The organism is Herbiconiux sp. 11R-BC (genome assembly GCF_049472555.1).
Lineage (GTDB): Bacteria > Actinomycetota > Actinomycetes > Actinomycetales > Microbacteriaceae > Herbiconiux.
The window spans coordinates 834,546-847,345 of the sequence record NZ_JBCEBO010000001.1 but is presented as its reverse complement, the minus strand read 5'-3'; the positions used below and the strand labels follow the sequence as shown (position 1 = coordinate 847,345).

Annotated in this window: 11 protein-coding genes; 2 read left to right on the top strand and 9 right to left on the bottom strand. The window is 70.7% G+C overall.

Annotated elements, in window-relative coordinates; all coding sequences use genetic code 11:
- Nucleotides 1–29: 29 nt before the first annotated feature.
- Nucleotides 30–2,126 carry a beta-galactosidase gene (locus VD659_RS03785; RefSeq protein WP_423259790.1) on the bottom strand — a complete coding sequence of 699 codons (2,097 nt, stop codon included), beginning with the start codon at nt 2,124–2,126 and terminating at the stop codon, nt 30–32.
- Nucleotides 2,127–2,377: 251 nt separating this feature from the next.
- Between VD659_RS03785 and VD659_RS03780 the strand changes: the two genes are divergently transcribed.
- Entirely contained in the window at nt 2,378–3,400 is a 1,023-nt protein-coding gene (locus tag VD659_RS03780) for a LacI family DNA-binding transcriptional regulator (RefSeq protein ID WP_423259789.1), read from the top strand.
- 113 nt (nt 3,401–3,513) lie between these two features.
- On the opposite strand, the gene VD659_RS03775 is transcribed toward VD659_RS03780, so the two are convergent.
- The 3 genes from VD659_RS03775 to VD659_RS03765 form a co-directional block, all read right to left on the bottom strand.
- Nucleotides 3,514–4,116: a cysteine hydrolase family protein gene (locus VD659_RS03775; protein WP_423259788.1), complete on the bottom strand. Its 603-nt coding sequence runs from the start codon at nt 4,114–4,116 to the stop codon at nt 3,514–3,516.
- Between the two features lie 135 nt (nt 4,117–4,251).
- Nucleotides 4,252–4,743 carry a pyridoxamine 5'-phosphate oxidase family protein gene (locus VD659_RS03770; protein WP_423259787.1) on the bottom strand — a complete coding sequence of 164 codons (492 nt, stop codon included), beginning with the start codon at nt 4,741–4,743 and terminating at the stop codon, nt 4,252–4,254.
- Nucleotides 4,744–4,820: 77 nt separating this feature from the next.
- Entirely contained in the window at nt 4,821–5,951 is a 1,131-nt protein-coding gene (locus VD659_RS03765) for an AI-2E family transporter (protein ID WP_423259786.1), read from the bottom strand.
- 74 nt (nt 5,952–6,025) lie between these two features.
- Here VD659_RS03765 and VD659_RS03760 point away from each other — a divergent pair, with 74 nt between their 5' ends.
- Nucleotides 6,026–6,415: an ATP-dependent DNA ligase gene (locus VD659_RS03760; protein WP_423259785.1), complete on the top strand. Its 390-nt coding sequence runs from the start codon at nt 6,026–6,028 to the stop codon at nt 6,413–6,415.
- Here the strand turns inward: VD659_RS03760 and VD659_RS03755 are convergent.
- The 5 genes from VD659_RS03755 to kdpB form a co-directional block, all read right to left on the bottom strand.
- The gene (locus VD659_RS03755; protein ID WP_423259784.1) at nt 6,412–6,624 is read right to left on the bottom strand and encodes a hypothetical protein; all 213 of its coding nucleotides are present in this window, start codon (nt 6,622–6,624) and stop codon (nt 6,412–6,414) included. The two genes, VD659_RS03760 and VD659_RS03755, sit on opposite strands and share 4 nt — an antisense overlap.
- A gap of 97 nt (nt 6,625–6,721) precedes the next feature.
- Complete coding sequence (locus VD659_RS03750; protein WP_423259783.1) at nt 6,722–7,423, bottom strand: response regulator; 702 nt, start codon at nt 7,421–7,423, stop codon at nt 6,722–6,724.
- Nucleotides 7,420–9,987 (bottom strand): DUF4118 domain-containing protein, encoded by a 2,568-nt coding sequence (locus VD659_RS03745; protein ID WP_423259782.1) that lies wholly within the window; start codon nt 9,985–9,987, stop codon nt 7,420–7,422. The genes VD659_RS03750 and VD659_RS03745 overlap by 4 nt, the downstream gene beginning before the upstream one ends.
- Before the next feature lie 25 nt (nt 9,988–10,012).
- A complete protein-coding gene (kdpC, locus tag VD659_RS03740; RefSeq protein WP_423259781.1) occupies nt 10,013–10,615 on the bottom strand; it encodes a potassium-transporting ATPase subunit KdpC in 603 nt (200 codons plus the stop codon).
- Between the two features lie 18 nt (nt 10,616–10,633).
- Nucleotides 10,634–12,793: a potassium-transporting ATPase subunit KdpB gene (gene kdpB, locus VD659_RS03735; RefSeq protein ID WP_423259780.1), complete on the bottom strand. Its 2,160-nt coding sequence runs from the start codon at nt 12,791–12,793 to the stop codon at nt 10,634–10,636.
- Nucleotides 12,794–12,800: the final 7 nt, after the last annotated feature.

Sequence of the window (12,800 nt, the reverse complement as noted above, 5' to 3'; positions counted from 1 at the left end):
GGGCCGTGATTCGGCCAGCTCGGCGGTCGTCACCGGAGTTCCCTCACTTCTTCTCGATCGGATTCGCGGATGGCATCGGGGGTCGACTCCGCCGTCGGCCGGGCGGGGGCCTGCGCACTCAGGCGCACCACGCGCACGGCGCCGGCCGGCACCACGAGCGTGCCCGCGATGTCGCCGCCCTCGATCAGCTCGGTTCCGGTGGCCGGGTGCAGCGCATCCGTGTCGCCGTGGTTGATGACGAAGAGGTAGGAGCGGCCGGATCCCTGCCGCACCACGACCTCGAGCTCCGAGCCGGCGAGGGCCGGATCGAGGGCGACCCCGGCGTCGGCGGCGGCGCGGGCCAGGGTGCGGGCGAGCGAGACCTCGTCGAGGTTGGTGGCGAGGTACCAGGCCGCTCCGGCTCCGAAGGCGTTGCGGGTGACGGCGGGCGTTCCCGGCAGCGGCCCGTCGAGGTACGAGGCCACGACCTCGGCGCCGCGGGCGTGCAGGCGCTCGGTCCAGATCGTCGCCGTAGCACCGTCGTCGAGCGCCACGGTCTCGCCGGGGTGCAGGGGGAAGAACTCCTCGGTGAGAACGCCGAGCAGCTCGCGGAACGCGCCGGGGTAGCCGCCGGTGCGAACCCGGTCGACGCCGTCGGTGATGCCGCTGAAGAAGGTGATGACCGCGTGGCCGCCGGCCGCGACGAAGTCGGAGACCGTGGCCGCCTGCTCGTCGGTGACGCTGTGCAGGGCCGCGACCACGACCATCCGGTAGCCGTCGAGCTCGGCGCCGGGCGCCACGATGTCGACGGTGACCCCGGATGCGCGGAGCGCGTTGTAGGCCCGGTGCACCTGCTCGAGGTAGCGCAGCTCGGTGGTCGGATGCGAGTCGAGGTCGGTGATCCACCACGGCTCCCAGCCGAAGACGAGGGCGACGTCGGCCACGACGCGGGTGCCGGCGACCTCGCGGAGCCGCTCGAGCGTGCGCCCGAGCTCGACGACGCTCTGCCACACGGCGCTGTCGGTTCCGGCGTGCGGGAGCATCGCCGAGTGGAAGCGCTCGCTGCCCTGCACCGAGGCGCGCCACTGGAAGAAGCTGATGCCGTCGGCGCCCCGGGCGACGTGGGTCAGGGTGTTGCGCAGCATCTCGCCCGGTGTCTTGGCGATGTTGTGGGGCTGCCAGTTGACGGCGCTCGTGGCCTGCTCCATCAGCATCCAGGGCTCGCCGCCCGCGAGGCCGCGGGTCACGTCGGCCGCGAAGGAGAGCTCGGCGGTGGGCTGCGCGAGGCGGTGGTCGAGGTAGTGGTCGTTGGCGATCACGTCCATCTCGGCGGCCCAGCCCCAGTAGTCGAGGGCCCGGATGTGCGCCGTCACCATGAAATTCGTGGTGACGGGCGCCGCGCTGTGGCGGCGCAGCACGGCGGCCTCGGCGCGGTACTGGTCGAGGATCTCGTCGGAGGAGAACCGCAGGTAGTCGACCGCCTGCGCCGGGTTCCCGGTGGAGAGGGTGAGCATCGGGGTCTGGATGTGCTCCCAGGCCGCGTAGCGCTGGCTCCAGAACGCCGTGCCCCAGGCCTCGTTGAGTGCGTCGAGGGTGCCGTAGCGCTGTTCGAGCCAGGCGCGGAAGGCGCTCGCCGACACCGGGCAGTAGCAGTGGGCGTTGTGGCAGCCGAGCTCGTTCGAGACGTGCCAGAGCTTGACGGCCGGGTGCCGGCCGTAGCGCGCGGCGACCTGCTCGACGAGCGCGAGCGAGTGCTCGCGGAACACCGGGGAGCTCGGGCAGTAGGCCTGGCGGCCGCCGAACGCGCGGCGGGTGCCGTCGGCCGTCATGGGCAGGGCATCCGGATGCTCCGCCGTGAGCCAGGGGGGAGGCGAGGAGGTGCCCGTTCCGAGGTTGATGCCGATGCCGTGCTCGTGCAGGATCTCGACCACCTGGTCGAGGCGGCGGAAGTCGTATTCGCCGGGCAGCGGCTCGAGCTGCGCCCAGCCGAAGATGTTGACCGCCACGAGGTTGACGCCGGCCTGCTGCATGAGGCGGGCGTCTTCGAGCCAGGTCTCCGGGTCCCACTGCTCCGGGTTGTAGTCGGCGCCGTAGGTGAAGCGAGGAAGCTCGGCATCCAGGAGTTCGGAGACGGGCGTCTTGCTCACGGGTGTCTGCTCCTCGGGGCGGTGGCGGGGCGGTGGCGGGCTGGGGTGCTCGGGGCCCTCGAGGCTGCCGCTCCGTGGCCGGGGCGCGATCTCTGTGAACGCTCCCAGTGCGGGCGTCGACAACTCCTCTTCGAGAGTCTGTGAACGCTCCCAGAGTAAACAGACGTGCTCGGCGCTGTCAACTCCGATGTCGTTCGGCTGTCGGCTCGGATGTCGGCATCGGGCATCCGGGGCGCCGGTAAGGTGGCCTCATGGCCGCCAGACGCACGCCGAGCACGAGGGCGACGATCAACGACGTCGCCGCCCGGGCGGGGGTGTCGCGCGGCACGGTGTCGCGGGTTCTGAACTCCGAGGTGTATGTCTCGGAGGCGGCGCGCACGGCGGTGGAGGCCGCCATCCACGAGGTGGGCTACGTGCGCAACGCCGCGGCCCGCAACCTGGTGACCCGGCGCTCCCAGGCCGTGGGATTGATCGTGCACGAGCCGCACTCGCTGTTCCTCGAAGACCCGAACATCGGCAGCATCCTGCTCGGCATCAACTCGGCGCTCTCCGAGGCCGACTACCAGCTGGTCTCGCTCGTCATCGATTCCGATCGCGACATCGCGCGGGTCGCCGAGTATCTCACCGGCGGCTTCGTCGACGGCGTGGTCATCATCTCGGCGCGCGCGGGCGACCCGATCGGGCAGGTTATCTCGGAGTCGGGCATCCCCGCGGCCTTCGTCGGGCATCCGATCGACATCGAGGGCATCCCCTACGTCGGCATCGACAACCGCTCTGCCGCGCGCGCGATCACGGAACGGCTGATGGCCACCGGCCGCCGCCGCATCGGCATGATCGCGGCGGGCCTGGACCGCGACTCCGGCCAGGACCGCCTGGCCGGCTTCACCGAGGCTCTCGGCGATCGCTTCGACGCCGAGCTCGTGGTGGAGGTGCCGCTGTACTCCTACGGGAGCGGGGTTGACGGCATGCGGGTGCTGCTCGAGACGCGGCCCGACCTCGACGGCGTGTTCGCGGCATCCGACGCTCTCGCGGCGGGAGCGCTCGACGTGCTGCGGGAGGCGGGACGCTCGGTGCCGGCGGACGTGGGGCTCGTCGGTTTCGACGACAGCGCCTGGGCGGTGCGCACACAGCCGCCGCTCTCCACCGTGCACCAGCCGGCGGGAGCGCTCGGGCGGCGCGCGGCCGAGCTCGTGCTCGCGCAGCTGCGCGGGGAGGATGTGGGGCTCGGCGGAACGTTCCTCGACACCGCGATCGTCTGGCGCGCCTCGGCGTAGCCCGCCGCCCGCCCGCCGGGACTACGGAGTTCCGGGCCGACACGCCGAGCCAAGTCCGTCGTTTCCGCTAATCGGGCAAAAACTCCGTCGTTCCGGTTGCCGGCAGGCGGGGGTCAGGCCGGCGTGAGCAATTCGGCCACCGGCACGACGGTGGCGTAGCTGTCGCTGAGGGCCGCGAGGAAGGCCGCGTGCACGAGAGCGCCGGGCACCGCCTGGCCGCCGAACTCGAGGTCGGGGGCCGCGCCGGCGTCGGCGCCGACCGTGACCGTGAAGCCGAGGTCGGAGGCGGCGCGCACGGTGGCGTCGACGCACATGCTCGTCATCATGCCGATCACCACGACGTCGAAGCCGCCGGATGCCGCGGCCGCCGCCTCGGCCTCGAGCACGCGCAGGCGCTCTTCGAGCCCGGTGCCGAGGAAGGAGTTCGGCGACTCCTTCTGCAGCACGGGCTCGTCGCCCACGGGCGCGGCCAGCGGATGGATCTCGACACCGGGGGTGCCCGGCCGGAAGAAGGTCGCATCCGGAGCATCCCACACGTGCTGGATGTGGATGACCGGCTCACCCGCCGCGCGGAACCCGGCGAGCAGCTCGGCGGCCCGCGAGGCCGCCGCCTCCGAGCCCACGAGCGGGAACGCCCCGCCCTCGAAGTAGTCGCGCTGGATGTCCACGACCACGAGCACCCGCGAACGGGGAGTCGGGTTCTCTGCTGAAGTCACCCCTCCACGCTACCGCGCCCGCACCTCCGGGCGCCTGGTCGCCAGAAACGACGGAGATCGGGCGCGGATCCCCGAAACGACGGAGTAAGGCACGGCGAGTCGGCCCGCACCTCCTTCGTTTTGGAGGGGGGTGGATCAGAGGGCGGTGGTGCGGTTCTCGCCGACGTCGGGCTGGTGGCCGGTCGCGGCGGCGGCCGCGATCTTGAGGGCCGTCACGAGGCGGGGCTGGCCGGTCGACCAGAACTCGGCCGACTCGGCGTCGACCCGCAGCAGTGCGACCGAGGGGTCGTCCTTGCCCTCGGGGAACCAGGCCTCGACGCCGGCCGACCACAGCTCGTCGATCGTGGCCCGGTCGTGCACCACGCTCGCCGTGCCCGAGATCGACAGGTAGCCCTTGCCCGACTCGAACGCCGCATTGACTTTCGGATGCGCCGCGATCTCCGCGGTCTTCTCGCTCGGGTCAGGGGTGAAGAACCACAGCACGCCGTCGAACTCCTTCTCCTGCACCGCGAGCGGCCGGGAGTGCAGCTCGCCGCTCGCCGTCTGGCTCGTCACGAGAGCCACTTTCGCTGCAGAGATGAGCTTCGCGATGGTCTGGATGTCGTCGTCGTGCGTGTTGTCCGTCATGCGGCCGACCCTACGCTCGCGCGCGCGGGGCGCAACGAGGTCGCAGGTGGCGTCCAGCATCCGGCTGCCGGGGTGGCTCAGACCTTGGCGTCCTGCTTCGGGAACACGACCTTCTGCACGATGATGATGGCCGACGCCGCGATCGGGATGGCGACCAGCGCGCCGAGCACGGAGCCGAGCGTCCCGCCCGCCACGGCCGCGATCACGACGATCGCTCCGGGCACCGACACCGCGCGGTTCATGATGCGGGGGCTCAGGAAGTAGGCCTCCACCTGCATGTAGACGACGTAGTAGATCGCGGCCACGAGCGCCGTGATCGGCGAGGCGAACAGGCACACGAGCACGATGATGATCGAGCCGGAGAGGGTGCCGACCAGCGGCACCAGAGACGCCAGGAAGGCCACGAAGGCGAGCAGCGCCGGCGCCGGCGCCCCGATGATCGACAAGAAGATGAGGCTCAGCACGCCGTTGATCGCGGCCAGGCCGATCTGCCCGACCACGTAGCGGCCCACGGCTCCCGTGATGTCGTCGGTGAGCGAGGCGAAGGAGGCGCGCTTGTTGGCCGGCACGAAACGGTAGGTGACCTTCTTCATGCTGCGGAGCGAGGCGAGGAAGTAGAGCGTGAGGATCAGCACGATCACGCCGCCGGTCGCCCCGCTGGCGATGCCGGTGCCCACGGCGAGCAGGCCGCCGCCGAGGGCGAGCAGGTTGTTCGGATCCTGGAAGAAGCTCCCGGCGTCCTGGATGGCCTTGTTGACGTCGACGAAGTTGCCGATGAGGCCCTGCAGCCCGGTCACGAAGTCGCTGTGCGTGACCTGGTCGACGATGTCGCTGAAGTTGGTGATGAAGTACGAGGCCTGGTTCACCACGATCGGGATGACGGCGAAGGCCAGCCCGACGAACACCAGGATGACCGCGGCGAAGACGATCACGATGGCCAGCGGGCGCGGCATCCGCTTCTCGAGCCACGACACCAGAGGGTCCAGGCCCAGGGCGAGGAAGAGCGCCACACCGATGTAGATCAGCACGGTGCTCAGCTGCGTGACGATGCCGCCGATGAGCAGCGAGAGCAGCACGCCGAGGCCTCCGACGAGCCCGATGCGGAAGGCGTTGACGTGCACGCCCGGGCCGACGGTGTCTTCGGTGAGAGCGAGATCGGCGCTCGGTGCGGCCACCGATTCCTGACGCTGGGGCTTCTTCTTGAACACGGCCGACCTCTCTCGTTGTGAACGCAACCCTAGCCGGAGGGGCGCGGAGGCGCTCGCCGTGCGTTAATGGGCAGATGGGAAAGCTGCTCTACGGCACCTCGGGCATCGAGATCGAGTTCGACGACCGCACTCTCACGCACTTGCAGATCGTCATCGCCGCGAAGCTGCGACGCAAGGAGAGCTTCTTCTTCTCCTGGAAGGACGACCCGGCCATCGGCGACGGCCGGTCGAGCATCTGGCTCGACTCGGCCATCCCGCTCTACTTCAAGTTCGCGGGTGGCCGCGTGCCGTCGATCAACCGCGAGTGGCTCGACGTGCTCACGGCGTCGTCGAACCGCAGTGGCGGCCTGCAGTTCACCGAGGAACCCGGCTCGCCCGCCGCGGGCAACGGCAACGGGCACAACGGTAACGGGCACAACGGCAACGGCCACGGCGGAGCATCCGGCCCCGCCACCGTGCGCTAACCGACGAGGGACTCCTCGAGCGCGGCCTCGGCCGCCTCGAGCGAGGGGAAGGTGCCGAGGTGGCGGCCCGTGCGGCCGGTCACGACGAAGCCGTGCACCCATTTCTCGGTGACGATGCCGAGCGGACGACCGGAGGAGTCGGATGCGACCCACAGCCCGGATTGTGCGGTGCGCCAGGCGATGGACGGCGCAGCCAGTGTTTCAGTCATGGTTCTCCCTTGAACTCGACTGACGGAAGCATACCTCCCGAACCCGACGACGGAACCCCTTGCGCACCGAGAGCCAGGGGCGGCGGCCCGGCCCGCGTCAGCGAGCGGCGCTCCCGGGCGGATCCGGTTCGAAGCGGTACCCCATGCCCGTCTCGGTGAGGATGTGCTGCGGTTTCGACGGGTTGGGTTCGAGCTTCTTGCGCAGCTGGCCGATGTAGAGCCGCAGATAGCCGGTCTCGTGCACGTTCGGTGTTCCCCAGATCTCGGTGAAGAGATCGGCGTGGGTCAGCAGGCGGTGCGGGTTGCGCACCAGCAGCTCGAGGATCTTCCACTCGGTGGGGGTGAGCCGGATGGCGTTGCGCTGGCCTTCGCGCGTGATGACGTGCGCGACCAGGTCGATGGTCACGCCGCTCAGGGTGACGACCGGCTGGCTGACCGCGACGGGGGAGCGTCGGGTGAGTGCCCGCACCCGGGCGAGGAGCTCGTCGATGGCGAAGGGCTTGGTGACGTAGTCGTCGGCGCCGGCGTCGAGGGCGTCGACCTTGTCGGCGGCGTCCGTGCGGCCGGAGACGACGAGGATGGGCAGCTGCGAGTAGCCGCGGACGGCGCGGATCACCTCCATCCCGTCGAGGCGGGGCATGCCCAGGTCGACGATCAGCAGGTCGGGCGGATGCGTGGACGCGGCGGCGATGGTGCGCATCCCGTCGTCGGCGGTGATGATCTCGTGCCCTTGCGAGCCGAGCGTGACCCGGAGGGCGCGCAGGATCTGCGGGTCGTCGTCGGCGATGAGGATCCTCACGCGGCGACCGCTTTCAGGGTGATCACCATCGTCGACCCGCCGAGAGGGGTCTCCTCGAACTCGAGGGTGCCGTTCATGCCTTCGATGAAGCCTTTCGAGAGGGCCAGCCCGAGTCCGAGGCCCGCGGTGTTGTCGGTGTCGCCCAGACGCTGGAAGGGCACGAAGATGTCTTCCCGGCGGTCCTCCGGAACGCCGGGGCCGCGGTCGATGACCCTGATCTGCACGGTGTCGTGGAAGGCGGATGCCGCGATCACGACCTTGTGATCGGCCGGCGTGTACTTGAGCGCGTTGGAGAGCACGTTCACGATGACCCGCTCGAGGAGCCCCGGATCGGCCTCCAGCTCGGGGAGGTCGTGCGGGATGTCGAGGTCGACCGTCTCCGGGCCGACGCCGAGCTCCTCGAGCGCCGTCGGCACGAGGTCGTCGAGGTCGACGGGCTGGAGGGTCACGGCGAGGACCCCCGCCTGAACCCGGCTGACGTCGAGCAGGTCGGTGAGCAGATCGGTGAGCTGCTTGAGCGAGGTCTCGGCGGTGTCGAGGAGTTCGTCGCGATCGGCCTCCGTCAGCGTCGACCCGGGAGTCCGCAGCCCGGTCACCGCGGCGGTGGCTCCGGCGAGCGGCCGGCGGAGGTCGTGCCCGACGGCGGCGAGGAGCGCGCTCCGCACCTTGTCGGCGGCCGCCAGGGGAGCCATCTCGCGGGCGGTCTCCTGGAGGTCGGCGTGCTCGAGCGCGGAGGCGAGCTGCGACACGATCACCCCGAGCAGCCGCCGGTCGGACGACTGCAGGGCCCGGCCGTGCAGCTCGAGCACCGCCTGGTCGTTGATCGGCACCCGGTCGACGGCGCCGTCGGTCGTGATGGGGCCTGTCGCGGTGGGGCCGGTCGTGGTGCCGCCCGTCGCGGTGCCGTCATCGGCGGGCCCGTCCGCTCCAGCGCCGTCCCCGGCGGGCTCGCCGTCGGTGGCGAGCACGCGGCCGCCGATCAGGATGCGCACCCCGGTCAGCCCGAAAGCCTCCCGGGTGCGCGTCACGAAGGCCTGGAAGGCATCCTGGCCGCGCAGCACCTCTCCGGCGACGCCGGCGATCAGCTCCGACTCGGCGGCGGATCGGCGGGCCGCCCGGCTGCGGCGCGCGGCCTGGTCGACGACGATCGAGACCAGCACGGCGATCACCACGTAGAGCACGAGGGCGAGCAGGTGCAGCGGTTCGTCGACCGTGACCGTGTAGAGCGGATCCACGAAGAAGAAGTCGAGGGTGAAGCCGCTGAGGATCGCGGCGAACAGGGCGGGCCAGATGCCGCCGACGAGCGCGACGATCACGACGAGCAGCTGGTAGCTGAGCACGTCGGAGGTGATGGAGTCGTCGTTGCGGAACGACGCGAGCAGCCAGGTGAGCAAGGGGCCGCCGACGAAGGCGAGCAGGAAGCCGTAGACCCGGCGTCGCAGGGTGAGGGAGCCGTGCGGGTGGGGGAGCGAGAAGCGGCTGCCGGCTGCCGCGTGGTTGACGATGTGCACGTCGATGTCGCCGGACTCACGGATGACCGTGGCTCCGATCCCGGGCCCGGTCGCCAGGGCGGCGATGCGGCTGCGCCGGCTCACCCCGATGACCAGCTGGGTGGCGTTGGAGGCCTTCGCGAACTCGACGAGCGCCACCGGGATGTCGCTGCCGACCACCTGATGGAAGCTCCCGCCGAGGCTCTCCACGAGGGAGCGCTGGGCGGCGAGGGCGCCGGGGTTCGCCTGCCGGAGGCCGTCCTGGCTGGTGACGTGCACGGCGAGCAGCTGGCCGCCGGCCGAGCGGGCGGCGATGCGCGAGCCGCGGCGCAGGAGCGTCTCGCCTTCGGGCCCGCCGGTGAGCGCGACGACGACGCGTTCGCGGGCCTCCCACTTCTGCCCGATGCCGTGCTCGGTGCGGTACTTCTGCAGCGAGGAGTCCACCTCGTCGGCGAGCCAGAGCAGGGCGAGCTCGCGCAGGGCGGTGAGGTTGCCGAGCCGGAAGTAGTTCGACAGTGCGGCGTCGATGCGCGCCTCCGGGTACACGACGCCCTCCGAGAGACGGTCGCGGAGCGCCTGCGGGGCCAGGTCGACGACCTCGATCTGGTCGGCCTCGCGCAGCACCGCATCCGGGATCGTCTCCCGCTGCGGCACGCCGGTGATGGCCTGCACCACATCGTTGAGCGACTCGATGTGCTGGATGTTCACGGTGGAGATCACGTTGATGCCGGCATCCAGCAGTGTCTCGACGTCGCGCCACCGCTTCTCGTGGGCCAGACCGGGGGCGTTGGTGTGGGCGAGTTCGTCGACGAGGGCGTATTCGGGCGCGCGGGCGATGACGGCGTCGAGGTCCATCTCCTCGAGCTGCACCCCGCGGTGGGAGACCAGGGTGCGCGGGATGATCTCGAACCCGAGGGTCATCGCCTTGGTGGCGGCGCGGCCGTGCGTCTCGACGACGGCCACCACCACGTCCCTGCCCAGGGAGCGCAGCCGCCGTCCTTCTTCGAGCATGGCGTAGGTCTTGCCGACGCCGGGGGCGGCTCCGAGAAGAACCCGGAGCCGCCCCTGCTTCATCGCGCCCTCCGGGCGGATCGCTGCGTCATCGGCCCAGCTGGCTCAGGGCCACGTTCAGCTGCAGCACGTTGACCGTCGGCTCGCCGAGGTAGCCGAGGTCGCGCCCCTGCACGAAGCGGTCGACCAGTCCCTGCACGGCTGCCTGGTCGAGACCCCGGGCCTGGGCCACGCGGGCGACCTGCTCGTCGGCGTACGCCGGGCTGATGTGCGGGTCGAGGCCCGAGCCCGAGGTGGTGAGCGCATCCACCGGGATGTCGGCCTCCGACACGCCGTCGCTCTCGGCGATGGCGGCCTTCCGGGCTTCGATCTCGGCGATGAAGTCCTCGTTCTCGGGCCCGTAGTTCGAGCCGACCGAGGCGCCCCCGTCGTAGCCGGCCGCGGAGGGCCGGGACTGGAACCACTGGGGCAGCGCGTTGCCGTCGGCGTCGGTGAACGACTGGCCGATCAGCGACGAGCCGACGGGTGCGCCGTCGACGGTCACGACCGAGCCGTTCGCCTGAGCGGGCAGGGCGAGCTGTCCGACGCCCAGGATGGCGACGGGGTAGACGATGCCGAGCACGACGGTCGCGACGACCATGTACCGCAGCGCGACCCAGTAGGGGCGGGCGAACCCGCGATTGGTAGCCATTTCGTTGTCCTGTTCTTTCTAGAAACCGGGGATGAGGCTGACGACGAGGTCGATGATCTTGATCCCGATGAACGGGGCGATCACTCCGCCCAGCCCGTAGATGAGGATGTTGCGGTTGAGGATGCGCGAGGCCGACATCGGCCGGTACTTCACGCCTCGCAGGGCCAGCGGGATGAGCACGACGATCACGAGGGCGTTGAAGACCACCGCGGAGAGGATCGCCGACGAAGGCGAGTGCAGGCCCATGATGTTGAGCAGGCCGAGCCCGGGGAACACCGCGGCGAACATGGCCGGGATGATGGCGAAGTACTTCGCCACGTCGTTCGCGATCGAGAAAGTCGTCAACGCTCCGCGGGTGATCAGCAGCTGCTTGCCGATGGCCACGATGTCGATGAGCTTCGTGGGGTCGGAGTCGAGGTCGACCATGTTGCCGGCCTCCTTCGCGGCCGAGGTGCCCGTGTTCATGGCCACGCCGACATCCGCCTGCGCCAGGGCCGGGGCGTCGTTCGTGCCGTCGCCGGTCATGGCGACGAGGCGCCCGCCCTCCTGCTCCTTCTTGATCAGCGCCAGCTTGTCCTCCGGGGTGGCCTCGGCGAGGTAGTCGTCGACTCCGGCCTCGGCGGCGATCGCCTTGGCCGTGAGCGGGTTGTCGCCCGTGATCATGACCGTGCGGATGCCCATCGAGCGCAGCTCGGCGAAGCGGCTCGCCATGCCCTCCTTCACGATGTCCTTCAGGTAGACCACACCGAGGATCTCGGCGGGGCCGTCGGCCGACTTCACGGCGACGACGAGCGGGGTGCCGCCGAGCTCGCCGATCGCGTCGGTCTGCAGCTGCAGCTCGTCGAACAGCGAACTGCCCGCCGTGCCGGTCTCCCGGGCCCAGGCGGTGACGGCCGAGCCGGCGCCCTTGCGGATCTGGCGGCCGTCGGCGAAGTCGATGCCGCTCATGCGGGTCTGCGCGGTGAACGGCACGATCTCGCCGTCGACCGACGAGGGGCGGCGGAAGCCCTGTTCCTCAGCCAGATCTACGATTGACTTTCCCTCCGGCGTCGGGTCGGAGAGCGAGGAGAGGGCGGCCGCATCGCGGAGGGCGACGGCGTCGACCCCGGTGAGCGCCCGGAACTCCGAGGCGCGGCGGTTGCCGTAGGTGATCGTTCCGGTCTTGTCCATCAGCAGGGTGGTGACGTCGCCCGCCGCCTCGACGGCGCGGCCCGACATGGCCAGCACGTTGCGCTGCACCAGGCGGTCCATGCCGGCGATGCCGATGGCCGAGAGCAGGGCCCCGATGGTCGTCGGGATGAGGCACACCAGCAGCGCGACCATCACGGCGATCGAGGGGGCGGCATCCGAGTACCCGGCGATCGGGCCCAGGGTGAGCACCACGATCAGGAAGATGACCGACAGGCTGGCGAGCAGGATGTTGAGGGCGATCTCGTTCGGCGTCTTCTGCCTGGAGGCGCCCTCGACGAGGCGGATCATGCGGTCGACGAAGGTCTCGCCGGGCTTGGAGGTGATCTTCACCACGACCCGGTCGGAGAGCACGCGGGTGCCGCCGGTGACCGCGCTGCGGTCGCCGCCGGACTCGCGCACCACCGGGGCGGACTCGCCCGTGATGGCCGACTCGTCGATGGAGGCGATGCCGTCGATGATGTCGCCGTCACCGGGGACGAGCTCTCCGGCCACGACCACCACCACGTCGCCGAGCTTCAGGTCGGCCGAGGCCACCGGAGTCGTCGTGGCCCGCAGTGCAGCCGGGTCGCCGGCCGCGTCGTAGCCGACGACCCGGGCGGCCATCGTGCTCGTGCGAGTGGCTCGCAGGGTGGCGGCCTGGGCCTTGCCGCGGCCCTCGGCCACGGACTCGGCGAGGTTCGCGAACAGCACCGTCAGCCAGAGCCAGACCGCGATGGACCAGGTGAAGGCCAGCGAAGTGGCCTGCGGGCCGGTCTCGGCGGGCAGGAAGGGCTGGGCGATGGCGATGACCGTGGTGAGGGCGGCGCCGATCTCCACGAGGAACATGACGGGGTTGTGCCACATCTCGCGCGGATCGAGCTTGCGCAGGGCCCCGGGCAGCCCGTTCGCGAGCTGGCTGAGGCTGAAGGTGCGCGCACCGGGCGTGTGCTCGGCGGCGGCGGGTCGGGTCGACGGCTCGGGTGAGCTGGTCGGGGTGATGGTGGACATGCTGTCC